The organism is Acidovorax sp. FG60 (genome assembly GCF_057808995.1).
In genome coordinates, this window is sequence record NZ_JBMDJC010000008.1 from 1 (window position 1) to 24,723 (window position 24,723).

Below are 24,723 nucleotides of genomic sequence, written 5' to 3' on the forward strand. Positions count from 1 at the left end.
CGGACATCATGGGAGAGATCAGCGCCGCCAGCAGCGAACAAAGCGCAGGGGTGGGTCAGGTGGGAGAAGCCGTCACGCAGATGGACCAGGCCACGCAGCAAAACGCAGCGTTGGTGGAAGAAATGGCGGCTGCTGCCAGCGCCCTGAACGCCCAGGCGGGCGAACTGGTCAACGCCGTGGCGGTCTTCAAGCTCGACGCCAACGCCATGCGCAGCGCACCGGCACCCCGAGCGCCCATCGCTGCCCCGGCATTCACCGCCCAACGCAGTGCAGGCGCGACCAAAGGCGCCAGCAAGATCGGCAGCGCAAAGCCCGCCAAACCCCAGGCCAGCCTGGCAGCGCCCAAGGCCAGCGCAGCCACCCCTGCAGCCGCCCCTGCAGCCAGCACCCGGCCCCCGGTTGCCAGCGCGCCAGCGCCTGCAGCCGCAGCCAAGGGCGGCAACGACGACGAATGGGAGAGCTTCTGAGCGGGTATGCCCCCGCCTGAGGGAGAGCGACGAGGGATATGGATAAAAACAGGCCCTGGCGCTTGCCCATCAAGCGCGGGTAGCTATCAAAAGTAAAGCACGCTGAGGGGCATCCTCAGCGTGCTTTTTTTGTTCTCTGTTTTCTATTTCTTTGGGCGGACTGGCTGCATAGCCCCGCGCAAGTCGCTTAGCGGTGGGGATCTGGATACACCAGGTGCAAGCCCGGAACCCGGGGGCGCTGAAAAGGCTGCCACACCACTTGCGGCCCATGCGGTTGTCCGAGGCGGTCGGCCACGGCCCACCAGGCGCTGGGGTTCAGGCCGATGCCAAAGTGGCTGGCCACCACTTCGATGTTTTCGGTGTGCGGGTTGTGCGCCGCCGGGGCCTGGATGCTGCCGCGCCAGGCCACCACGCCATCTGTGCGCGAGTAGATGCTGGTGGTGGGCACGGGGGGCGCTTCGGGCAGGTTGTAGCTCTCGGTTTCGCGCTCGATGTTGCGGCCGCTGGCGAACTGGTAGATGCGCCAGGCATTGGTCGAGGTGTGGTGCCCTGCGAATGGCGTGCCCAGTGTGATCACACAGCGCACCAGGTCGGGCATCTCCTTGGCCAGCTCGCGGGCATAGACGCCGCCCAGGCTCCAGCCCACCAGGCTCACCTTGCCGCCACTGGCTTGGGCTGCCTCCTGCAGCTGGCGCTTGGCGGTTTCCAGCACGCCATCGCGGGGGCCCAGGTTCAGGCCCTGGCCCCAGCCCAGGGTGTCGTAGTTGCGCGAATCCAGGTAGCGGCGCAGCGGCACGGTGGTGGCGTCACCCGCCGTGAGGCCCGGGAACACGATCACCGTGTGGCCGTCGCCCAGCGGGGCGCGCTGCAGCACCGGCCAGGCGGGCAGCACCGCGCCAAACTCCCAGGGCGCCCGCAGCTCCAGCGCCAGCAGGGGCAGGCCCGGGGCGGGGATGTGGTTGGGATCGGTTTCTTTGTTGCTGAAAAGGGGCATCGGATCGTCAGTCAAAAGCGGGGGCGCACCGGCGGTAGGGCCGCTGTGGAAGGTAGCATTTTTTTGCCTGCGCACCGGGGCTGGGACTGGAGCTAGCTCTCCAATCCCAACCGGGCAGGCCGGGGCTGCGACAGGGGGGGAGCGCACTGAACCGACCGGATGCAACGTTTTGTCAATAAATGCCCGGGCGAGTGCAGGGTGATCTGTGGCGCCCAGGCCGGAGTTGCTGCGCTGCGGCGAAATAGCACTGGTGACAAAGATCGCTCACGGATAAGGTGGTGACAGCCAAAAAAACCACCTTCAAACCACCACCAGTCCAGAGGAGAAGCAGGATGAATCAGCTGAAGATATCAACCCGACTTACCGTAGCGTTTGCCGTCATGGTGTTGTTGCTCATCGCGCTGGGGGCGGTCAGCCTGATCCAGTCTGCGAGCCAGCGCGCAGAGCTGAAGGACGTGATTGACGTTCGCATCCCCATCACTAAAGCGCTGGGCACGTTGACCGACCGGGTGAATGTGCAAGCCATCCAGGTGCGCAATCTGGCGATTTTCACGACCGAGGCCGTGACTAAGTCGTCCATGGACCAGATTGCCGCGTCGAGGGCGGAAGTGGACGCACAGTACAAAACCCTTGACGCGCTGATCGTCTCGGAAAAAGGCAAAGAAATTCTGGCGCGCATGCAACAGCGGCGCGCAGACTTTGCAAAGATTGGCGTGCAGTACCTCACCATGATCCAGCAAGGGCAGAAGGACGAAGCCACTAAGCTGCTGGAAGAGCAGTATCGCCCCGCGCAGCTTGCCTACCAGGCGGCTATTCAGGAGCAGGTTGAGTTTCAGGCCCAGACCACGGTCAAAGCAGGTGAGCGGGCCGAAGCTGCCGCCGCTGCGCTGCAACGGGATGTGTTGATCGCTGGCGTGCTCGCCATTGCGATTGCCGTCTTTCTCGCCATCACCATCATCCGCTCCATCACCCGCCCCCTGGCGCAGGCCGTGGAGGCTGCCGACCGTGTGGCCAGCGGCGATCTCAGTGGCCAGATCACCGTGAGTTCCAAAGATGAAACCGGCCACCTGCTGGGCGCCTTGCAGCGCATGCAGCAAAGCCTGGTGAACACCGTGGGCTCGGTGCGCCAGAACGCGGAAGGGGTTGCCTCGGCGAGCTCACAGATTGCCTCGGGCAACAACGACCTGTCGGCCCGCACGGAGCAGCAGGCCAGTGCGCTGGAAGAAACGGCAGCCTCGATGGAAGAGCTGGGTTCCACCGTGCGCCAGAACGCCGACAACGCCCGGGCCGCCAACCAGCTGGCGGTGAGCGCCAGCACCGTGGCCGTGCAAGGCGGCGAGGTGGTGGCCGAAGTGGTCGAGACCATGAAAGGCATCAACGACAGCAGCAGAAAGATCGCCGACATCATCAGCGTGATCGACGGCATCGCCTTCCAGACCAACATCCTGGCCCTGAACGCCGCCGTGGAAGCCGCCCGGGCCGGAGAACAAGGCCGGGGCTTTGCGGTGGTGGCCGGCGAAGTGCGCAGCCTGGCAGGGCGCAGCGCAGAAGCCGCCAAGGAAATCAAAGCCCTCATCACCGCCAGCGTAGAGCGCGTGGAACAAGGCACGGCCCTCGTGGACAAGGCAGGGGCCACCATGACCGAAGTGGTGGCCTCCATCCGCAGAGTGACGGACATCATGGGAGAGATCAGCGCCGCCAGCAGCGAACAAAGCGCAGGGGTGGGCCAAGTGGGAGAAGCCGTCACGCAGATGGACCAGGCCACGCAGCAAAACGCAGCGTTGGTGGAAGAAATGGCGGCTGCTGCCAGCGCCCTGAACGCCCAGGCGGGCGAACTGGTCAACGCCGTGGCCGTGTTCAAGCTCGACGCCAACGCGATGCGCAGCGCACCGGCACCCCGAGCGCCCATCGCTGCCCCGGCATTCACCGCCCAACGCAGTGCAGGCGCGACCAAAGGCGCCAGCAAGATCGGCAGCGCAAAGCCCGCCAAACCCCAGGCCAGCCTGGCAGCGCCCAAGGCCAGCGCAGCCACCCCTGCAGCCGCCCCTGCCGCCAGCACCAGGCCCCCGGTTGCCAGCGCGCCAGCGCCTGCAGCCGCAGCCAAGGGGGGCAACGACGACGAATGGGAGAGCTTCTGAGCGGGCATGCCCCCGCCTGAGGGATAGCGACGAGGGATATGGATAAAAACAGGCCCTGGCGCTTGCCCATCAAGCGCAGGTAGCTATCAAAAGAAAAGCACGCTGAGGGGCATCCTCAGCGTGCTTTTTTGTTTTCGCCCTGGCTCAGACCCGTGTCTGTGCCGGACAGGTTGTGCTGCGTCGCCGCTCTATAGATTTGAGTTGTTGGTGCGCTCACCAGGGGGTGTGCGCGCACCCTCGGCCGCCAGAACAGTGGCCAGGCGGCCCACGCATTCCAGGGCGGGTTGCAGGCGGTCGTGTGCCGGGTGCCCGTAGTTGATGCGCACGCAGTGCGCAAAACGCCGGTCGGCCGAAAAAATCTGCCCGGGCGCCAGGCTGATGCCCTGCGCGAGTGCCTGGCGATGCAGCGCCAGTGCATCGACCTCCTGCGGAAGCTCTGCCCACAAAAAGTAGCCCCCCTCGGGCCGCGACACGCGCGTGCCCCGCGGGAAGTGCTGGGCCACCGCCGCCAGCGCAATCGCCTGCTGCTGTTCCAGGCTGCGGCGCAGCGCGCGCAGGTGCCGGTCGTAGCCGCCCTGGGCCAGGTATTCGGACAGCGCCTGCTGCGATGGTGTGGCGGCTGATAGGGTGGTCATCAGCTTGAGCCGCTGCACCGCCGTGGCAAAGCGGCCCGCCGCCACCCAGCCCACGCGGTAGCCGGGCGCCAGGCTTTTGCTGAACGAGCTGCAGTGCATGACCAGCCCCGTGCCATCAAACGCCTTGGCAGGCGGCGGGCGCTGGGGGCCGAAGTGCAGCTCGGCATAGACGTCGTCCTCGATCAGCGGGATCTGGTGGCGGGCGAGCAGTGCCACGAGTTCGCGTTTTTTGTCCTCCGGCATCAGGCTACCCAGAGGGTTTTGAAAGCTGGGCATGAGCCAGCAGGCCTTGATGGGCTGGTGGGGGGGCTGGCGCTCCAGCGCCTCGGCCAGCGCGGCCAGGTCAATGCCGTCGCGCGGGTGGGTGGCGATTTCCAGCGCCTGCAGGTTCAGCCGCTCCAGGGCCTGCAGCGCGGCGTAAAAGGTGGGCGATTCGACCACCACCACATCGCCCGGCTGGGTGACGGCCTCCAGGCAGAGGTTGAGCGCTTCCATCGCGCCGTTGGTGATGATGATTTCTTCCACTTCCACCGCCATGCCGTGCAGGCCGTAGCGCAGTGCGATCTGCTGGCGCAGGCGTTCGTCACCCGGTGGCAGGCTTTGCACGATGTTCCACGGGTCGAGCTTGCGCATGCCGCTGGCCAGGCAGCGCGCCAGGCGGTCCAGCGGAAACAGCTCCAGCCCCGGGAAGGCCGAGCCCAGCGGTACCAGGTCGCGGTCACGGGCCAGGCCCAGCACCTCGAACACCAGGTCGCTGATCGCCACGCCGGTGGAAGTGGCGGCGGGCTGCGAGGGCAGGGGCTCGGCGGGGCGGGCCTCGGCCGTGCTGGGCAGCCGGGCGCTCACGTAGTAGCCCGAGCGCGGCCGGGCGTGGATGAGGCCCTGTGCCTCCAGCAGGTAGTACGCCTCGAACACGGTGGACGGGCTGATGCCCCGCGTGCGGCTGGCCTCGCGCACCGAAGGCACGCGGTCGCCAGGCCGCAGCGCGCCGCTGTGGATGAGCTGCGCGATGGTGTCAGCGTGGCGTTCGTAGCGTTTCATTGGGGTGGTGGGGCTGGCTGCTTGTCAAACTGATCTGTATTTTTAACAGGAAACTGAATCTGTACTGTTTTTGCCGCTGGGCGTAGAGTGTCGGCTTGTGTTGATGCATGCCCCGAGCGCACGGCTTGTAGGTGCCCGCCGACCGTTTCCCCACGGAAAAATCCCCATGATCGATTGCCTGCGCGGCTTGCTGCGCCCTGTTTTTTCCGCACCCGGCGCGGCTGCCCTGGTGGCGCTGGCGTTGACGGCTGGCGCTGCGGCCCAGACGGTGCCCGCCAGCACGCCTCCTGCCGCCCCTGCCGCCCCTGCCGCCCCTGCCGCCCCTGCCGCCCCTGCGGCCACGGTGCCCGTGTCGTCCATGTCCTCGCGCGTGCTGGCCTGTACCGCGTGCCACGGCAAAGAGGGCCGGGCCACGCCAGATGGGTACTTTCCGCGCATTGCGGGCAAACCGGCGGGCTACCTGGCCAACCAACTGCTCAACTTTCGGGACGGGCGGCGCAGCTACCCGCAGATGACTTACCTGATTGAACACCTGACCGACGACTACCTGCGCGAGATGGCCGAGCACTTTGCAGCGCTGGACTTGCCTTACCCGCCGCCGCCCGCACCACAAGCGCCCGCCGCTGTGCTGGAGCAAGGCCGCAAGCTGGTGCAAGGGGGCGATGTGGCCCGCAATATCCCCGCCTGCGTGGCCTGCCATGGCGCAGCCATGACGGGTGTGACCCCGTCCATACCCGGCCTGCTAGGCCTGCCGCGCGACTACCTCAACAGCCAGCTGGGCGCCTGGAAGACCGGCCAGCGCGGGGCGCATCTGCCCGACTGCATGGCCGACATTGCCCGCCAGCTCACGCCCGACGATGTGAGTGCTGTCTCGGCCTGGTTGGCCGCCCAGCCCGTGGCGGCGGGGGGCAAGCCCGCCCGCACCTTGCCTGCTGCGATGCCCGCGCGCTGCGGTGGTGTGGCCGAAGTGCCCGTGGCCGCTGCGGCTGCACGTTGAGAAGGGATGCACCGATGAAACGCATCCTCTGGACGATCTCTTCCATTCTGGCCGCGTTGGGCATTGCGGCAGCACTGCTGATCAGCCTGAACTTGCGCGGCGAAGAGCCTCTGCCCGCTGGCGAGACGCTGCAGAGCACACCTGAATTGATTCAGCGCGGCGAGTACCTGGCCCGCGTGGGCAACTGCATGGCCTGCCACACCACGCAGGGCGGTGCGCCGTTTGCCGGCGGGCGCGGCATCGAGACGCCGTTTGGTGTGGTGCACAGCTCCAACCTCACGCCCGACAAGGCACATGGCATTGGCAGCTGGACCTCGGCCGAGTTCTGGCGCGCCATGCACCACGGCCGCAGCAAGGACGGGCGGCTGTTGTATCCGGCCTTTCCGTACCCCAACTACACACAGGTGACGCGCGAGGATTCGGACGCCATCTTTGCCTACCTGCACAGCCTGCCCGCCGCCGCTGAAGCCAACCGCGACCACGCGCTGCGTTTTCCGTACAACACGCAGGCGGCGCTGGGTGTTTGGCGGGCGCTGTTCTTCACGCCCGGGGCGCCTCAACCCGAACCCACGCAGTCGGCTGAATACAACCGGGGCGCTTACCTGGTCAACGGCCTGGGCCATTGCACCGCCTGCCACACGCCGCGCAACGCATTGGGCGCCACCACCGACGCCAAGGCCTTTACCGGCGGGCTGATCCCGGTGCAGAACTGGTATGCCCCTGCGCTCAATGCTGCGCATGAGGCGGGTGTCAAAGAATGGAAAACCGAAGACGTGGTGGCCTTGCTGAAAACCGGCGTGGCCCCGCACGGCTCGGTGCTGGGCCCCATGGCCGAAGTGGTGTTCCGCAGCACCCAGTACCTTACCGATGCCGATGCGCGCGCCATGGCCGTGTACCTGCAGGGCCTGCCGCAGCAGGATCGCAAGGTGCCTGCCACCGTAGCCGCCCCACCAGCCAGTGCCATGGCACGCGGCAGCAAGGTGTACGAACAACACTGCGCCCAGTGCCATGGCGACAAAGGCCAGGGCGAACCCGGCGCCTTCCCGGCGCTGGCGGGCAACCGCGCCATCACGCTGAGCGACCCGACCAACCTGGTGCGCGTGGTGCTGCAGGGTGGCTACCTGCCTGCCACGGCGGGCAACCCGCGCCCGCACGGCATGCCACCGTTCCAGCAGTTTCTGTCCGACGAGGACGTGGCGGCGGTGACGACCTTTGTGCGCAACAGCTGGGGCAACCAGGCGCCGGGTGTGGGTACCATCGAGGTTTACCGCGCCCGCGAACGGCGTGGTTTGTAGCGCGGGGCCTGCTGTCTTCACAGGGCTCCCGCCACGCCAGCCCCAGGAGCCCGTTTGATGTCCAGCCCCGCCGCATTGCCCCCGTCCTCCCCGCCAAGCCCGGCGGCCGCCACGCCCGGTGGCTGGTGGGCCGTGTGCTTGTGCGCTGCGTGGTGTAGCACCTGTGGCATCTACCGCCCCCTGTTCAACGAATTGGCCCGCGCGCATCCGGAGGTGCGTTTTGAATGGGTGGACATCGAAGACGAGTCCGATCTGGCTGGCGACCTGGACGTGGAAACCTTTCCCACCCTGCTGATTGCCGACGGCCAGCGCGCGCTGTTCCTGGGGCCGCTGCTGCCCCAGGCGCCCGTGCTGGCGCGGCTGCTGGCCAGCCTACAGGACGCCCCTGGCAGCGCAGGGGCGGGCAGCGAGGCCCAGGGCGTTTTTGAGCGCGTGCGCGCCGCGCGCAGCCGGTAAGCGTCGCGTTCTAAATACTCACTCAATGCTCATTTTTTAGTAGCTGCTAGCGCTTGATAGTAAAGCGCTAGGGCCACTTTCCGCTTTTATTTGTGTCTTCCCCCACTGCTCCGTCCTTTTCCCTCAGCTCGCTGCAGGCCCACTGCGACCAAGGCGCTTGGTCGCGTGGTATGGGACTTTTCCGGCAGTCCGCCGTCGTCCGCATCGACGTTGAAGAGGAAGGCAAAGGCGTCTGGCGCATCGGCGGCGACGTGCAGGGCACCCAACCCGAGCCGTACGCGCTGTCGGTAGAGCTGGTGCTGGCGCCCAACGGCCAGGTCCGCTCCTGGACGGGCGAATGCACCTGCCCGGTAGGCGAAGACTGCAAACACGCGGTAGCCCTGACGCTGAAGGCCCTGGACATGCGCCCAGGCGCAGAGCCTGCCCCCCGTTCGCCCCCTACAGCGCAGGCCGCGCAAGCGCTGCAGGCTATGCAGGAGCGCGTGGCCGCCCAGGCCCGCGCAGAGGCCGAGGCCCGCCTGGTGCGTTGGCTGAACGACTGGGATCTGGCGGCAGACAACGCCGCGCCGCCACTGGCTGGCGCACAGGCAGACCGGCCGGAGTGTTACCTCTACCTGCTCTCCACCATCGGGCGCCTGCGCAATGGCGCGCCACAGCTGCAGATCGAGGCCGTGGTGTCCTACCCCAAGCTCACCGGCGGCTGGGCCAAGCCCAAGGCCGTCCGGACCCAACCTGGACCCGGCCAGGCGGTGTATGACCGCGCCACGGATGCAGACCGCCAGCTGCTGCAACTGCTGCGTGCCATGCCGCGCAGCGTGGGCTACTACTCGGCCTACAGCGGCGCACCGACGGGTGTGCTGGAGGGAGCTGTAGGCCTGCTGGCGCTGCAGCAGGCGGCCGCCACGGGGCGTCTGTTTGTGGATGCAGGCGGCTCCACGGTGGGCGTGCCGCTGCGCTGGGGCGATCCGCTACCCATTGCCTGGGCCTGGAAAGAAAAAGTCACGTCCGGTGGTGGCGACGGTGGCGACAACGCCTGGACCTTGCAGGCCCGCCTGCCCAGCCCCAGCGCCACGCTGTGTGCCAACCACCCGCCCCTGTACCTCGATGTCGCCCAGGGCCTGTGCGGCCCCGTGTCGGCCGAGGGGTTGAGCCCTGCGCAGCTGGAGCTGCTGCTGCAGGCGCCCCCGCTGAGCGCCGCCGCGCTGGAAAAACACCATGCGGAGGTGGCCAGCCGCCTGGGCGGCATGCTGCCGCTGCCGCCGGTGCTCCGCCCCCTGGCGCGCGTGCAGGGCGTCAAGCCCGTGGCGCGCCTGCACCTGGCGCCCGTGGCCGAAGCCGATGTGCCCACTCTGGGCCTCATCACCGCGCAGCTCCGTTTTGACTACCAGGGCCATGTGGGCTGGTGGGCGGGGCAGGACTTGAGCGTGCTGGTGACCGGCGCCGACGGCAGTCAGGTGCTGCTGCAGCGCGACGCGGCGGCCGAGCTGGATGCCATTGAACGCCTGATGGACCTGGGCCTGCTGGCCACCGACGATGGCCTGTTCGGCATCCCCGGCGAGGAATCGCAGGACGACTGGATGCACTGGTTTGACAACGGGTTTTCTGTGTTGCGCGAGGCCGGTTTTGTGCTGACGCAGGACGCGGCGCTGGACGGCTGGATCACCCATGCCGACACGCTGGACGTGTCACTGCAACCCAGTGGCGAAGATGAGGCCACATCGCCCTGGTTTGCGCTGTCGCTGGGCATGGAAATCAACGGCGTGCGCCACAACATCCTGCCGTTGCTGCCCCTGCTGATCGCCGCTGCCGCCCAGCAGCCGCCCGACCCCGTCACTGGACAGCCGCAGCTGCCGCCGTTTGCTTACCTGCGGGGTGTGGGTACATCGGGTTTTGTGCGGGTGCCGACCGACGCGCTGCGCCCCTGGATGGCCGCCTTGCTGGACCTGGTGGGCGACCGCGCGCACGACTTCAGCGGCGACAGCCTCAAGCTCTCGCGCATGGACGCGCTGCGCACCAGCGCCGCGTTGGGCGAGGGCGCGGTGTGGCAGGGCGCCGATGCCTTGCGCGCCATGGTGGCCCAGTTGCAGGGCGTCGGCGCCTTGCCGGAGGTGCCTTTGCCCGCCAGCGTGCGGGCCACCTTGCGGCCGTACCAGCAGCAGGGGCTGAACTGGCTGCAGTTTCTGAGTGCCCACGGACTGGCCGGTGTGCTGGCCGACGACATGGGCCTGGGCAAGACGCTGCAGACCCTGGCACACATCCAGGTCGAAAAAGACGCGGGGCGGCTGACCGCACCTGCGCTGGTCATCGCACCCGTGAGCCTCATGGGCAACTGGCAGCGCGAGGCGGCCCGCTTTTGCCCTGGGCTGCGTTGTCTGGTGCTGCATGGCGCCGGCCGACACGGCATGGCAGATACAGTCACCGAGCATGACCTGGTCATTGCCCCGTATTCGCTGCTGCAGCGCGACCGCGAGCGCTGGTTGGCGCACCAGTGGCACCTGGTGGTGCTGGATGAAGCGCAGAACATCAAGAACGCCAGCACGCATGCCGCGCAGGTGGTCAGCCAGCTGCAGGCGCGCCACCGGCTGTGCCTGTCGGGCACGCCCATGGAAAACCACCTGGGCGAGATCTGGAGCCTGTTTCACTTTTTGATGCCAGGTTTTCTGGGTAGTCAAACACGCTTCAAGGAGGTGTTTCGCACGCCCATCGAAAAGCAGGGCGACGGCGCGCGCATGGCGCAGCTGCGCTCGCGCATCACGCCCTTCATGCTGCGCAGGACCAAGGCCCTGGTGGCGGGCGAGCTGCCGCCCAAGGTCGAGTCGGTGATGCCTGTGGAGCTGACCGGCACGCAGGCCGATCTGTACGAAATCATCCGCCTGGGTATGGAAAAAACCGTGCGCGAAGCCCTGCAGACCAAGGGGCTGGCCAAGTCGCAGATCACCATCCTCGATGCGCTGCTCAAGCTGCGCCAGGTGTGCTGCCACCCGCAACTCGTGCCGCTGGATGCCGCCAAGAAGGTCAAGACATCGGCCAAGCTGGACCAGCTGATGGCGCTGCTGCCCGAGATGCTGGCTGAGGGGCGGCGCATTTTGCTGTTCTCGCAGTTCACCAGCATGCTCACGCTGATCGAGGCCGAGCTGAAAAAACGCAACCTGCCCTGGGTCAAGCTCACGGGGCAGAGCCAGAAGCGCGACGCGATCATCGAACAGTTCACCAGCGGGCAGGTGCCCCTGTTCCTGGTCAGCCTGAAGGCGGGCGGGGTGGGGCTGAACCTGCCGCAGGCCGACACGGTGATTCACTACGACCCCTGGTGGAACCCGGCAGTGGAAAACCAGGCCACCGACCGCGCCCACCGCATTGGACAGACACAGAGCGTATGGGTGATCAAACTGGTGGCGCAGGGCACGATTGAGGAGCGAATTTTGGTGCTGCAGGAGCGCAAGGCGCAGCTGGCGGGCAGTCTGTACAGCAACTCCGCTGCACGCAAGGAGCCGCTGTTCACCGAGGGCGATCTGGCCGAGCTGCTGCAGCCGCTATCACTGTCATAGCTGCTCGCGCCGATTGGATAAGCGCCAGGTGCCGTTTTGGCACCATATCGTCCGGCAGGCCGCATGCACACTGGCCTGGGCGCGTTGACAACAGTTTTGCCCGTCCGCGCCTTTGCAAATCAACACTTTGCGCGCTACAATACGACTCTCACGACCAAACGGGCGGGTACCAACCGCCCGTTTTTTTTGGTCGAACGCTTTTGGAGCTCGAAGCTGTCGGGGAAGAGTCTCCGGGGGTTATCGGGTTTTTTGTTTTTCCGGGATTGAACTGAACACGTGGCATTGCAGCAAGTCGTTGAACAAATTGTGACGGGCCTGGGGTATGACTTGGTGGAGATCGAACGCTCCGCTGGCGGTTTGCTGCGCGTCACCATCGACTTGCCCTGGGTGCAGCCGGCCGCTGATGCGCCCCAGCCCGTGATTGATCAGTTCGTGACCGTCGAGGATTGCGAGAAGGTCACGCGCCAGCTGCAGTTTGCGCTGGAGGTCGATGGCGTCGAGTACAAGCGCCTCGAAGTGTCGTCCCCCGGCATCGATCGCCCTCTGCGCCATGAGCAAGACTTTGTTCGCTTCGAGGGTTCGGTCATTGACGTCACCCTGAAGGCGCCCATCGGCGTTGCGGCGGCGGCGGGGCAGGTCAATGCCACCCGCAAGAAATTTCGCGGCACGCTGGAGCGCGCCGAGGCTGGGGGGTGGCAGATTGTCTGGAGTGACGAGCCGCCGGTCAAGCCAGGTCAAAGGGTCAGCAAGAAACGTGTGCCCGCCCCATTGCAGGCGCTGGGCTTTACCTTGGACGAGGTTCGGGATGTGCGCCTGGCGCCCATCGTGGATTTCAAGGGGCGTGCAGGCAAGGCTGGGGCGGCACCCGCCTGAGTGGCTGCTGAAAAATTGGGGTGGGTGGCAGCCGCGCGCAGCCTCCGCCTTCGGGTGATTGAAACAGGAGAGTTGTCGCATGAATCGCGAATTGTTGATGTTGGTTGAGGCCATTTCGCGCGAAAAGAACGTGGAGCGTGATGTGGTCTTGGGCGCCGTGGAGTCGGCCCTGGCCCAGGCTACCAAGAAGCTGTACCAGGGCGAGGTGGACATTCGCGTGTCCGTAGATCGCGACAGCGGCAACTATGAGACTTTCCGTCGCTGGCTGGTGGTGCCCGATGATGCCGGCCTGCAGAACCCCGAGGCCGAAGAGCTGCTGATGGATGCGAAGGACCGCATTCCGGACATCGAAGTGGGCGAGTACATCGAAGAAGGTGTCGAGTCCGTGCCGATCGGCCGCATCGGCGCCATGGCTGCCAAGCAGGTCATCCTGCAGAAGATCCGGGACGCCGAGCGTGAAATGCTGCTCAACGACTTCATGTCGCGCGGCGAGAAAATCTTTACCGGCACCGTCAAGCGCATGGACAAGGGCGACATCATTGTCGAATCCGGCCGTGTGGAAGGACGTCTGCGCCGTGGCGAGATGATCCCGAAGGAAAACCTGCGCAGTGGCGACCGTGTGCGTGCCATGATCATGGAAGTGGACCTGACGCTGCGCGGCGCTCCCATCATCCTGTCGCGCTCGGCCCCCGAGTTCATGATCGAACTCTTCCGCAACGAAGTGCCTGAGATCGAACAAGGCCTGCTGGAAATCAAGTCCTGCGCCCGTGACCCCGGCTCGCGCGCCAAGATCGCCGTGCTGAGCCATGACAAGCGCGTGGACCCCATTGGCACTTGCGTCGGTGTGCGTGGCACCCGCGTCAATGCGGTGACCAACGAACTCGCTGGCGAACGCGTGGACATCGTGCTGTGGTCCGAAGACCCCGCACAGTTTGTGATCGGAGCCCTGGCCCCGGCCAACGTGTCCTCCATCGTGGTCGATGAAGAAAAACACGCCATGGATGTGGTCGTGGACGAGGAAAATCTCGCCATCGCCATTGGCCGTGGTGGTCAGAACGTGCGTCTGGCGTCCGATCTGACCGGCTGGAAGATCAACATCATGGACGCCGCCGAAAGCGCGCAAAAGCAGGCCAACGAGACCGACACGGCCCGCAAGCTGTTCATGGAAAAGCTCGATGTGGACGAGGAAATCGCCGACATCCTGATCTCCGAAGGCTTCAACAGCCTCGAAGAAGTGGCCTATGTGCCGCTGCAGGAAATGTTGGAGATCGAAAGCTTCGACGAAGACACCGTCAACGAGTTGCGTGCCCGTGCCAAGGATGCGCTGCTCACGATGGAAATCGCCCGTGAGGAAAGCGTGGAAGAGGTCTCCCAGGACCTGCGCGACCTCGAAGGCCTCACCCCCGAGCTGATTGCCAAGTTGGCTGAAGGCGGTGTGCACACACGTGACGACCTGGCCGATCTGGCCATTGATGAACTGACCGACCTGACCGGACAGTCTGAAGAAGATGCCAAAGCCTTGATCATGAAGGCGCGCGAACACTGGTTCGCGGGGCAAGAGTAAAGGTCAGGGAGGCACGAACCACATATGTCCAGTAATACTGTCGCCGAGTTTGCAACCGAACTCAAAAAATCGCCTGAAACCCTGCTCGACCAGCTCAAAGCTGCGGGCGTGGGCAAGGCCGCCCCTTCCGACGCGTTGACCGAGTCGGACAAGCAAAAGCTGCTTGCTTATCTGCAGGCCAGCCATGGCACGGCTTCGGCCGACCGCAAGAAGATCACGCTGGTGAAGAAGTCCACCAGCGAGATCAAGCAGGCGGATGCCACGGGCAAGGCCCGCACGATCCAGGTGGAAGTGCGCAAGAAGCGCACGTTCATCCAGCGCGACGAAGGTGCCGAGGCATCTGCCGAATCCCACGCGCCCGCCGCTGCGGAAGAGGCCGCTGTTTCCAGCGAAGACCTGGAACTGTCCCGCCGCGAGGAAGAAGCTCGCCGCCAGGCCGAGCTGATCCGCCGCCAGGAGACGGAGCTGGCCGAAAAGCGTGCCGAGCGTGAAGCGCGTGAGAAGCGTGAGCGTGAAGCTGAAGAGCGCGCTGCCGCCTATGCCGCCCAGGAAGCCGAGAAGAAGGCACAAGCCTCTGCTGTCAAGCAGGAGGCCACCCGTGAGCAAGCGGCCGAAGCCGCTGCACGCAATGCAGCCCAAACCGAAGCCCGCGAAAAGGCTGCCGCTGAATCCAAGGCACGCGCCGACGAGGAAACAGCGCGCGCTGCTGACCTGGACGCCCGTCGCCGCAAGGCCGAAGCGGAAGCTGCTGCCATCCGGTCCATGATGGCCACGCCCAAGAAGGCGGTCATGGTGGCCAAGAAGCCAGAAGAACCCAAGCCAGTGGCCAAGCCCGCTGCCGTGGGGGATGCCAAGAAGGGCACCCTGCACAAGCCGGCTGTCGGCACCGGTGTGGCGCGCGCAGGCGCTCCCGCCACTGCCGGGGCAGGCGCAGGTGCGCCAGGCGCTGGCAAGGAAGTGAAGTCGGCCAAGCTGTCCTCCAGCTGGGCCAACGACACTGCCAAGAAGAAAGAAATCAAGACCCGTGGCGACAGCAGCGGCGGTGTCGGTCGCAACAACTGGCGTGGTGGCCCGCGTGGCCGCCGTGGCGACAGCCGCGACCATCGCGACGATCACCAGCAGTCCGCACCGGTCGAGGCGCGCATCATTGAAGTGCATGTGCCCGAAACCATCACGGTGGCAGAGCTGGCACACAAGATGTCGATCAAGGCGTCTGAAGTGATCAAGGCGCTGATGAAGATGGGCCAGATGGTCACCATCAACCAGCCGCTGGACCAGGACACCGCCATGATCGTGGTGGAAGAACTGGGCCACAAGGCGGTGGTGGCGGCGCTGGACGATCCAGAAGCCTTTACCGACGACGATACGACCCAGCAGAACGTGGAATGGTTGCCACGTGCTCCTGTGGTGACCGTCATGGGCCACGTGGACCATGGCAAGACCTCGCTGCTCGATTACATTCGCCGCGCCAAGGTGGCTGCGGGTGAAGCCGGTGGCATCACGCAGCACATCGGCGCCTACCACGTGGAAACACCACGCGGCATGGTGTCGTTCCTTGACACCCCGGGCCACGAGGCCTTCACGGCCATGCGTGCCCGTGGTGCCCAGGCCACGGACATCGTGATCCTGGTGGTGGCGGCCGATGACGGTGTCATGCCCCAGACCAAGGAAGCCATCAAGCACGCCAAGGCGGCTGGTGTTCCTATCGTGGTGGCGATCACCAAGGCCGACAAGCCCGATGCCAACCCCGACCGCGTCAAGCAGGAGCTGGTGGTCGAAGAGGTGGTGCCTGAAGAGTACGGTGGCGATTCGCCTTTCGTGCCGGTGTCTTCCAAGACCGGCATGGGCATCGACACCCTGCTGGAGCAAGTGCTGCTGCAGGCCGAAGTGCTGGAACTCAAGGCACCGGTCGATTCACTGGCCAAGGGTCTGGTGATCGAAGCCCAGCTCGACAAGGGCCGCGGCCCTGTGGCCACGGTGCTGGTGCAGTCCGGCACGCTCAAGGTGGGCGATATTGTGCTGGCTGGCCAGACCTATGGCCGCGTGCGCGCCATGCTGGACGAAAACGGCAAGGTCGCCAAGACAGCAGGCCCGTCGATCCCGGTGGAAATCCAGGGTCTGACGGAAGTGCCGCAGGCCGGCGACGAATTCATGGTGCTCACGGACGAACGCCGTGCCCGCGAAATCGCGACCTACCGTGCCGGCAAGTTCCGCAACACCAAGCTGGCCAAGCAACAGGCCGCCAAGCTGGAAAACATGTTTGCCGACATGACGGCGGGCGAAGTGAAGATGTTGCCCATCATCGTCAAGGCCGATGTACAGGGTTCGCAGGAAGCGCTGGCGCAGTCGCTGCTCAAGCTCTCGACCGACGAAGTCAAGGTGCAGCTGGTGTATGCCGCCGTGGGCGCCATCAGCGAGTCCGACATCAACCTGGCGATCGCCTCCAAGGCCATCGTGATCGGCTTCAACGTGCGGGCCGATGCCGGTGCGCGCAAGCTGGCCGAAGGCAATGGCGTCGATCTGCACTACTACAGCATCATTTACGACGCTGTGGACGAGCTGCGTGTGGCGATGTCCGGCATGCTGGCCCCCGAGCAGCGCGAAGAGATCATCGGTACCGCCGAGATCCGCACGGTGTTCGTTGCGACCAAGATCGGCACGATTGCCGGTTCGTACATCACTTCGGGCATGGTCCATCGCAACGCACGCTTCCGCCTGCTGCGCGACAACGTGGTGGTCTACACCGGCGAAGTCGATTCGATCAAGCGCCTCAAGGACGATGTCAAGGATGTCAAGGAAGGCTTTGAGTGCGGTATCAAGCTCAAGAACTACAACGACATCAAGGAAGGCGATCACCTCGAATTCTTTGACATCAAGGAAATCGCGCGGACGCTGTAAGGCATCGGTGACGACGACATGGCTGCGAAGAAATCTTCCACCCCCAACCGCGCCTTCAAGGTCGCCGATCAGATCCAGCGCGATCTGACGGAACTGATCGCGCGCGAGTTGAAAGATCCGCGTGTGGGCATGGTGACGCTGCAGGGTGTGGAGGTGACTCCAGACTACGCACATGCCAAGGTGTTCTTCAGCCTGTTGACGGGCGACCCTGTGGAGACACAGGCGGCGCTCAACCAGGCTGCGGGTTTCCTGCGCAACGGCTTGTTCAAGCGCCTGCACATCCACACTGTGCCCACGCTGCACTTCGTGTTCGACCGCACCTCCGAGCGTGCGGCCGACATGAATGCCTTGATCGCCAAGGCAGTTTCTTCCCGCGCAAAAGAGGAGTAGTCCATGCACGCGCCTCGCACCAGGGTGCAGCGGCGCCCTGTGCATGGGGTGTTGCTGCTCGACAAACCGCTCGGCCTTTCGAGCAACGACGCCTTGCAAAAGGCGAAATGGCTCTTGCGCGCCGAAAAGGCGGGCCATACCGGCACGCTGGACCCATTGGCCACCGGCGTGTTGCCGCTGTGTTTTGGCGCGGCCACCAAGTTCAGCCAGCTGCAGCTGGATGCGCCCAAGACCTACGAAGCCGTTGCACTGCTGGGCACTACCACCACCACCGGCGACGCCGAAGGCGATGTGGTGCAACGCTGTGATGTGGACTTGGCACAGCTGACCCCTGAGCGTCTTGCGGCCGTGCAAGAGCAATTCACCGGCCCTATTCGCCAGGTGCCGCCGATGCACAGTGCGCTCAAGAAAGACGGCAAGGCGCTGTACGAGTACGCGCGAGCAGGTGTCACGGTAGAGCGTGAAGCGCGCGATGTCGTCATTCATGCATTAAAACTGACCCTGACGCAGACAGATAAAGCGCAAGCAGCTATTAAAATTATAGTAACTTGCAGCAAAGGCACCTACATCCGAACGCTGGGCGAAGACATCGGGGCGGCGCTGGGTTGCGGCGCGCACCTGACCTTCTTGCGCCGCATCGACACGGGTGGAATCGGTGTGGAGCGCTGCGTCACGCTGGCCCAGCTGGAAGCCATGCCGGAGGCGGAGCGCCTGGCCAGCCTGGAGGCGCCCGAGTCGCTGCTGGCACAACACGTGCGTGTCACGCTGGACGGCGAGAATGCAGCCCGATTCCTGTCGGGCGTGCGTCGCCGTGGCACCTGGCCCGATGCCAGTGCCGTGGCGGTGTTCGGCGAGAATCCTCCGGCACTGCTGGGGGTGGGCCACATCGTGGGCGGGGAGCTGGTGCCGGACAGGCTCCTGAGTCCGCTGGAAATTCAACAAATTTTGGAAGGCATGCCGCACCCTCAAGCCAGCGGCACATTGGAAAAACTATGACGACGAAACAAATCCGCAACATCGCGATCATTGCCCACGTTGACCACGGCAAAACCACCATGGTCGACCAGCTGCTGCGCCAGTCCGGCACCTTCGCCGACCACGAAAAGGTCGTTGACACCGTGATGGACAACAACGCGATTGAAAAAGAGCGTGGCATTACCATCCTGGCCAAGAACTGCGCCGTGAGCTGGAAGGGCACGCACATCAACATCGTGGACACCCCCGGCCACGCGGACTTCGGCGGTGAAGTGGAGCGTGCGCTGTCCATGGTGGACAGCGTGGTGCTGCTGATCGACGCGCAAGAAGGCCCCATGCCCCAAACGCGTTTCGTGACCAAGAAGGCCCTGGCTCTGGGCCTGCGCCCCATCCTGGTGGTGAACAAGGTGGACAAGCCCGGTGCCAACCCCGACAAGGTGGTGAACGCCGCGTTCGACCTGTTCGACAAGCTCGGTGCCACCGACGAACAACTCGACTTCCCCGTGGTGTACGCATCGGGCATCAACGGCTGGTCGTCGCTGGAAGAAGGCGCGCCGGGCGAGCAGTGGGGTCCCGACATGTCGGCCCTGTTCGACACGATCCTCTCGCACGTTCCACCGAACACGGGTGACCCAGCCGCTCCGCTGCAACTGCAGATTTCGGCGCTGGACTTCTCCACCTTTGTGGGCCGCATCGGCGTGGGCCGCATCAGCCAGGGCACCATCAAGCCGGGCCAGGATGTGCTCGTCATGGAAGGCCCCGATGGCAAATCCGTCAAGGGCCGTGTCAACCAGGTGCTCACCTTCCAGGGCCTTGATCGCATGCAGACGCCGCTGGCGGGCCCTGGCGACATCGTGCTGATCAACGGCATCGAAGACATCGGCATCGGCGTGACCGTGACCGACCCCGCCAACCCGTCGCCGCTGCCCATGCTGAAGGTGGACGAGCCCACGCTGACCATGAACTTCTGTGTGAACACCTCGCCCCTGGCCGGCCGAGAAGGCAAGTTCGTGACCAGCCGCCAGATCTGGGACCGCCTGCAAAAGGAGCTGCAGCACAACGTGGCCCTGCGCGTGTCCGAGACCGATGAAGAAGGTATCTTCGAAGTGATGGGCCGGGGTGAACTGCACCTGACCATCCTCTTGGAAAACATGCGCCGTGAAGGCTACGAGCTGGCCGTGTCCAAGCCCCGCGTGGTGTTCAAGGACATTGACGGCGTGAAGCACGAGCCTATCGAGCTGGTGACGGTGGACATCGAAGAAGGCCACCAGGGCGGCGTGATGCAGGCCCTGGGCGAGCGCAAGGGCGAGCTGGTGAACATGGAGTCCGACGGCCGTGGCCGCGTACGCCTCGAATACCGCATCCCCGCACGTGGCCTGATCGGTTTCACCAACGAATTCCTGAACCTGACGCGTGGTTCGGGCCTGATCTCCAACATCTTCGACAGCTACGAGCCGCACAAGGGCGACATCGGTGGTCGCAAGAACGGTGTGCTGATCTCCATGGACGATGGTGAAATCTTCACCTACGCCCTGGGCAAGCTGGACGACCGTGGCCGCATGTTCGTGAAGGCGAACGACCCCGTGTACGAAGGCATGATCGTGGGCATTCACAGTCGCGACAACGACCTGATCGTGAACGCCACGCGCACCAAGCAGCTGACCAACTTCCGTGTCTCTGGCAAGGAAGACGCGATCAAGATCACGCCCCCGATCGACCTGACGCTGGAATACGGCGTGGAATTCATCGAGGACGATGAACTGGTCGAAATCACGCCCAAGTCTGTGCGCTTGCGCAAGCGCCACCTGACCGAGAACGAGCGCAAGCGCGCTGCACGGTCCTGATCGGCGGAGCGTTCAGAGAAGCGCTCAGAGCACGTTCAAAAAGGGGCCACTGCGACGCAGTGGCCTTTTTGCCGTCTGAATCCTGGAGCCTCTGTTGAAATTGACACATTCCCGTGCCGTGGCGCTGATGGTGGCCGTGACCCTCATGTGGTCCATTGCCGGTGTGGTCACGCGCCACCTGGAGCATGCGGCGAGCTTTGAGGTGACCTTCTGGCGCAGCTTCTTCACGCTGCTGTCGCTGCTGGTCATCCTGCCTGCGCTGCAGGGCAGGGCGGTGTTCGCCTCCATGCGCCACAGCGGCCGTGCGCTGTGGATCTCTGGCGTGTGCTGGAGCGTGATGTTCACGGCATTCATGGTGGCGCTGGTGCTCATGCCGGTGGCCAATGTGCTGGTCACGATGGCCGTGGGGCCGCTGCTCACGGCGTTGTTCGCGCGCATTTTTATCGGCCACCACATCGCCCCGCGCACCTGGGCCGCGATTGCCGTGGCTGGGCTGGGCATTGGGTGGATGTATGGTTCGCAGATGGCGGGCCTGCCCCTGGCAGGTACGCTGGTGGCGCTGTGTGTGCCGGTGGCAGCCGCCATCAACTGGACGGTGGTGCAGCATTCGCAGCGCCACGGCCATGCGGTGGACCTGGTGCCTGCGGTGCTGGTCGGCGCGGTGATCTCGGTGGTGGCTACGTTGCCGCTGGCGCTGCCTTTTCAGGCTTCAGGGCATGACCTGGCCCTGCTGGCGCTGTTGGGCGTGGTGCAATTGGCCATCCCTTGTGTGCTGGCCGTGCGCTGCGGCCGGGTGCTCAAGGCGCCAGAGATGGCGTTGCTCGGCTTGCTCGAAGTCATCTTTGGAATTTTGCTGGCCTGGCTGGGCGCAGGCGAAAAGCCTGCTCCGGCGGTGCTGACGGGAGGCGTGCTCGTGATCGGTGCGCTGGTTTTTAATGAACTGTTGGGTTGGAAGGAACAAAATGACGGAGACGGTATTGCCTGATGTGTTGAGTGAAGTGCGAGGCCAGGTGGGCTTCATCACGTTGAACCGCCCGCGTGCGCTCAATGCCCTCTCGCTGGGCATGGTGCGTGACCTCATGGGCATCTTGCTGGCATGGCAAAACGATGCACGGGTGCTGGCCGTGGCCATCCGTGGCAGCAACAAGGAAGGCCCGTTTGGTGCCTTCTGCGCCGGTGGAGACATCCGCTTTTTGCACCAGGCGGGCAGCCAGGGCAACCCGCTGATCGAGGACTTCTTCACCGAGGAGTACGCGCTCAACCACCTGATCCACAACTACGCCAAGCCCTACATCGCCTTCATGGACGGCATCGTGATGGGCGGCGGCATGGGCATCAGCCAGGGCGCCGCCCTGCGCGTGGTGACCGAGCGCACGAAGATGGCCATGCCGGAGACGGCCATTGGCCTGTTCCCGGATGTGGGGGGGGGCTATTTTCTGAGCCGTTGTCCCGGTCGTGTGGGCGAATGGCTGGCGCTCACCGGCGACACCATTGGCGCCGGTGATGCCATCGAAAACCGGTTGGCGGACGGTTGTCTGCCTGCTGACCAGCAAGCGGCCGTGTGGGAGGCGCTGGGCACCCAGAGCTTTGCCAGCGGTGCTGCCGTCAAAGACTATGTTGCTTCTAAGTTTGTAGCTTCTAGCGCTTTGCAGAAAAGCGCTAGGGGCCAAATTGACCAATATTTTTCGTTGGGCAGCGTGGGCGAGATCGTGGCGGCGCTTGAAGCGGCCGACAGTGACTGGGCACGCGCCACTGCGGCCACGCTGCGCAAGCGCTCGCCCCTCATGCTGCACGTGGTGCTGGAACAAATCCGCCGCGCACGGGACATGGGCTTGGCCGACGACCTGCGCATGGAGCGCGACATGGTGCGCCACTGCTTCTTCCTGCGCCCCGGCCAGAGCGAAACGGTGGAGGGCATCCGCGCCCTGGCCGTGGACAAGGACCATGCGCCCCAATGGAACCCTGGCCGCATCGAGGACGTGACGCCCGATATGGTGGCGCAGTTCTTCACCAGCCCCTGGCCTGCACACGCCCACCCGCTGGCCCATTTGTCCTGATCGGCGAAGGTTGTAGCCGGGCAGGCCACCCGCAGAGTCCCTGGCGGCGCGTCAGGGGTTCAACTGCTGGTACGCCGCTGTCGCCAAGCTCAGCAGCTCGGTGCGGGACAGCTGTCCGCTCAAGGCGTAGCCAAAGCCCGCGTCAGTCCAGTAAAAGCCTGGCACCGGGCCTTCTTGCGTGAACTGGAATGCGGTCGTGCTTGCGGTGGTCGGTGGCTGTGGACGGGGCGTGTAGTCGCTGGCAGGGCCAGGGCTGGTGGATGCCGCAGCCAAGGCGCCCAGGTACAGCGTGATCCGCTGGCCTGCGCTGTTCTGGTACATGAACTGCGCGCGCACCCCGGTGTCGCCAGGCAACAAGCGGCCGCCCACCAGTTCATAACCTTGCGCGCTCAGCGCGGGGACCTTGAGCGGGCGGTCCAGCCGCTTGGACAGCCATTGCACCAGGTGGTCTTGCTGGGCGGCTGTGACTTCCACGGGGTGGCGGACTTCGGGCTGGTACACCGCGTGGGCGACTGCGGCTTGCTGGGCGAAGCGTTGTGCCGGTTCGGCAGCCAGCAGCGTGGTGCCGTTGCCCGTCGCCAGCGTTTTGCCGGGCGCCACGGCGGGCCACTGGCCGCGTCCTGTCCACCCCAGCACAAAGGCCAGCAACACGGAGGCGGCCATGCCACCCCAACGCCACCACTGCGCCTGCTGCTCCCGGCGGTCCGTGGCCCGCAATGCTGCGGCCATCAACGTATCGGGCACGGGGGCGTGGAGCAGGTCCTGGTGCAGGGCGTGTAGCTGCTCTCGCTGTGCCTGCCAGTGCGCCAGTGTGGCCTGCGCTTCCTGATCATCCTGCAATTGCTCGCGCAGCGCCTGCGCCTGTGCGGGCGGCAATTGGCCGTCCACGAGGGCGTGCCAAGTGCTGCTTTCGCCAGCGCGTGGGTGGGGGGCAGGGTGGATCGGGTCCATGGAGGGGGGGCGGGTCATGGCTCTTTTTATTTGAGGCGACGCAGCACAGGCACTGCGCCTGCTGCGGGTGCGTCTGCGTGGGCGGCCGGTATAGGGCTGGGCGCGGGCTCTCGGTCCATCAGCGCGCGCAGGCGCGTGCGGGCGCGGGACAGGCGTGACATCACAGTGCCTGCCGGAATGCCCAGAATGCGCGCGGTGTCCTCGTAGCTCATGTCCTCCATGGCCACCAGCAGCAGCACGGCCCGCTGGTCGGCGGGCAGGCGCTGCAGACAGCGCTCCAGATCCAGGGCGTCATCCGAGGGAGCGCGGGCACCCGGCAACTGGTCATGAATGTCGTCGATGTCCACCTGCGCCAGCGCGGGCAGCGCACGGCGTTGGTTGAGGTACAGGTTGTGCATCAGAGTGAACAACCACGCGCGCAGGTCGCTGCCCGTGCGCCACAGCAACCACTTGCTGCAGGCACGTTCCAGCGTGTCCTGCACCAGATCATCGGCCGCCCAGGCATCGCCTGTGAGCACCCGCGCGTACCGGCGCAGGCCGGGCAGTTGTTCGATGACCTGGGTGCGGTTCATGCCGTGTGGGGCCTGTGCGGCGTTGAAGGGTTCTCAGGGCCGTGCGGTGCGCCAGACCTGATTCACCCCTTCGCCGGTTTTGTCGCCGGGCTTGGTGTCCTTGATCCAGTAGTAGAGCGGCTTGCCCTTGTAGGCCAGTTGGGTCTTGCCATCGTCACGGGTGATGACGCTGTAGTCGCCACCGGGTGCCTTGCTGGCCATGAGTGGTGGCCAGTTGGTGGCGCAGGGGCCGTTGCACACCGACTTGCCACTGCCTGCCGCGTCGCGGTCGAACGTGTACAGCGTCATGCCGCCCGCTCCGACCAGTACGCCGTCCATGGTCTTCACGGGCGAGTCGTTCATGGTGGCGCAGCCGGCCAGTGCGGCTGCTGCGACGAAGGCGGCCATCGAGATCAGTTTTTTCATGGGTTTCTCCAGGGTGTGGTGCAGGCGGAGGCGAATGCTGCCTTGCACCAGGACAAACACATGGGCGCAGCGGTTTATTCCACGGCGTCACAAAAAAATCTCAAGGGCTGGGCTGGGTGAGCGCAGACCGCATCGCACGCATGCCTCAGCGGCTGCGACTTTTCATGGCGCGCTCCACCTCGCGCTTGCCTTCGCGGTCCTTGATGGTGTCGCGCTTGTCATGCTCAGCCTTGCCCTTGGCCAGGGCAATTTCGCATTTCACAAAGCCGTTTTTCCAGTGCAGATTGAGCGGCACCAGCGTGTAGCCCTTTTGCTCGACCTTGCCGATCAGGCGCTTGATGTCGTCTTTCTTGAGCAGCAGTTTCTTGGTGCGCGCCGATTCGGGGTTGACGTGGGTGGAGGCGGTCTTGAGCGCATGGATCAGGCAGCCGAGCAGATACAGCTCGCCATCGCGGATCAGCACGTAGCCATCGGTCAGCTGCACCTTGCCCTCGCGCAGGGCCTTGACCTCCCAGCCGTGCAGCACCATGCCCGCCTCGTGGCGTTCCTCGAAGAAATAGTTGTAGGCCGCTTTCTTGTTGTCGGCAATGCGGGACGTAGGATCGGGTTTTTTGGCCATGAAGAGG

The 24,723-nt window shown here is 65.0% G+C and carries 19 protein-coding genes and 1 pseudogene; 14 read left to right on the plus strand and 6 right to left on the minus strand.

Going from position 1 to position 24,723, the window contains the following annotated elements:
* Positions 1-467 (plus strand): annotated as a pseudogene (locus tag ACODS0_RS13170) (methyl-accepting chemotaxis protein); the annotation flags it as partial.
* Positions 468-654: 187 nt separating this feature from the next.
* Here ACODS0_RS13170 and ACODS0_RS13175 read toward each other — a convergent pair.
* On the minus strand, positions 655-1,461 hold the full coding sequence (locus tag ACODS0_RS13175; protein WP_055398168.1) for an esterase/lipase family protein: 807 nt from the start codon (positions 1,459-1,461) through the stop codon (positions 655-657).
* 332 nt (positions 1,462-1,793) lie between these two features.
* Between ACODS0_RS13175 and ACODS0_RS13180 the strand changes: the two genes are divergently transcribed.
* Positions 1,794-3,599 carry a methyl-accepting chemotaxis protein gene (locus tag ACODS0_RS13180; RefSeq protein WP_487255324.1) on the plus strand — a complete coding sequence of 602 codons (1,806 nt, stop codon included), beginning with the start codon at positions 1,794-1,796 and terminating at the stop codon, positions 3,597-3,599.
* A gap of 188 nt (positions 3,600-3,787) precedes the next feature.
* Here ACODS0_RS13180 and ACODS0_RS13185 read toward each other — a convergent pair whose 3' ends face one another.
* Positions 3,788-5,275, minus strand: a complete 1,488-nt coding sequence (locus ACODS0_RS13185) for an aminotransferase-like domain-containing protein (RefSeq protein WP_488835446.1) — start codon at positions 5,273-5,275, stop codon at positions 3,788-3,790.
* A gap of 166 nt (positions 5,276-5,441) precedes the next feature.
* Between ACODS0_RS13185 and ACODS0_RS13190 the strand changes: the two genes are divergently transcribed.
* The 12 genes from ACODS0_RS13190 (at position 5,442) to ACODS0_RS13245 (ending at position 22,169) form a co-directional block, all read left to right on the plus strand.
* Positions 5,442-6,272: a c-type cytochrome gene (locus ACODS0_RS13190; protein WP_488835448.1), complete on the plus strand. Its 831-nt coding sequence runs from the start codon at positions 5,442-5,444 to the stop codon at positions 6,270-6,272.
* 14 nt (positions 6,273-6,286) lie between these two features.
* The gene (locus ACODS0_RS13195) at positions 6,287-7,567 is read left to right on the plus strand and encodes a c-type cytochrome (RefSeq protein ID WP_488835450.1); all 1,281 of its coding nucleotides are present in this window, start codon (positions 6,287-6,289) and stop codon (positions 7,565-7,567) included.
* Positions 7,568-7,624: 57 nt separating this feature from the next.
* On the plus strand, positions 7,625-8,023 hold the full coding sequence (locus ACODS0_RS13200; protein ID WP_488835452.1) for a thioredoxin family protein: 399 nt from the start codon (positions 7,625-7,627) through the stop codon (positions 8,021-8,023).
* Positions 8,024-8,193: 170 nt separating this feature from the next.
* Positions 8,194-11,568, plus strand: a complete 3,375-nt coding sequence (locus ACODS0_RS13205; protein WP_488835454.1) for a DEAD/DEAH box helicase — start codon at positions 8,194-8,196, stop codon at positions 11,566-11,568.
* A gap of 276 nt (positions 11,569-11,844) precedes the next feature.
* A complete protein-coding gene (gene rimP, locus ACODS0_RS13210) occupies positions 11,845-12,441 on the plus strand; it encodes a ribosome maturation factor RimP (RefSeq protein WP_176886345.1) in 597 nt (198 codons plus the stop codon).
* Positions 12,442-12,520: 79 nt separating this feature from the next.
* On the plus strand, positions 12,521-14,005 hold the full coding sequence (gene nusA / locus ACODS0_RS13215) for a transcription termination factor NusA (RefSeq protein WP_121420486.1): 1,485 nt from the start codon (positions 12,521-12,523) through the stop codon (positions 14,003-14,005).
* A gap of 24 nt (positions 14,006-14,029) precedes the next feature.
* Complete coding sequence (infB, locus tag ACODS0_RS13220) at positions 14,030-16,903, plus strand: translation initiation factor IF-2 (protein ID WP_488835457.1); 2,874 nt, start codon at positions 14,030-14,032, stop codon at positions 16,901-16,903.
* An 18-nt stretch (positions 16,904-16,921) separates the two neighbouring features.
* Positions 16,922-17,293, plus strand: coding sequence for a 30S ribosome-binding factor RbfA (gene rbfA, locus ACODS0_RS13225; protein ID WP_010458038.1), 372 nt, complete (start codon positions 16,922-16,924; stop codon positions 17,291-17,293).
* 3 nt (positions 17,294-17,296) lie between these two features.
* Positions 17,297-18,289 (plus strand): tRNA pseudouridine(55) synthase TruB, encoded by a 993-nt coding sequence (gene truB, locus ACODS0_RS13230; protein ID WP_121420484.1) that lies wholly within the window; start codon positions 17,297-17,299, stop codon positions 18,287-18,289.
* On the plus strand, positions 18,286-20,112 hold the full coding sequence (gene typA, locus ACODS0_RS13235; RefSeq protein ID WP_055398157.1) for a translational GTPase TypA: 1,827 nt from the start codon (positions 18,286-18,288) through the stop codon (positions 20,110-20,112). Before truB ends, typA begins: the two co-directional genes overlap by 4 nt.
* 91 nt (positions 20,113-20,203) lie before the next feature.
* Entirely contained in the window at positions 20,204-21,097 is an 894-nt protein-coding gene (locus ACODS0_RS13240) for a DMT family transporter (RefSeq protein WP_488835753.1), read from the plus strand.
* The gene (locus ACODS0_RS13245) at positions 21,075-22,169 is read left to right on the plus strand and encodes an enoyl-CoA hydratase/isomerase family protein (RefSeq protein ID WP_488835461.1); all 1,095 of its coding nucleotides are present in this window, start codon (positions 21,075-21,077) and stop codon (positions 22,167-22,169) included. The genes ACODS0_RS13240 and ACODS0_RS13245 overlap by 23 nt, the downstream gene beginning before the upstream one ends.
* Before the next feature lie 51 nt (positions 22,170-22,220).
* On the opposite strand, the gene ACODS0_RS13250 is transcribed toward ACODS0_RS13245, so the two are convergent.
* The 4 genes from ACODS0_RS13250 to smpB all read right to left on the minus strand — a co-directional run bounded on the left by ACODS0_RS13250 (position 22,221) and on the right by smpB (position 24,716).
* Positions 22,221-23,138 carry an anti-sigma factor family protein gene (locus tag ACODS0_RS13250; RefSeq protein WP_488835463.1) on the minus strand — a complete coding sequence of 306 codons (918 nt, stop codon included), beginning with the start codon at positions 23,136-23,138 and terminating at the stop codon, positions 22,221-22,223.
* Positions 23,139-23,146: 8 nt separating this feature from the next.
* On the minus strand, positions 23,147-23,692 hold the full coding sequence (locus tag ACODS0_RS13255) for an RNA polymerase sigma factor (RefSeq protein WP_055398154.1): 546 nt from the start codon (positions 23,690-23,692) through the stop codon (positions 23,147-23,149).
* 33 nt (positions 23,693-23,725) lie between these two features.
* On the minus strand, positions 23,726-24,097 hold the full coding sequence (locus ACODS0_RS13260; protein WP_488835465.1) for a COG4315 family predicted lipoprotein: 372 nt from the start codon (positions 24,095-24,097) through the stop codon (positions 23,726-23,728).
* A gap of 145 nt (positions 24,098-24,242) precedes the next feature.
* Entirely contained in the window at positions 24,243-24,716 is a 474-nt protein-coding gene (smpB, locus tag ACODS0_RS13265; RefSeq protein ID WP_055398252.1) for an SsrA-binding protein SmpB, read from the minus strand.
* Positions 24,717-24,723 lie beyond the last annotated feature (7 nt).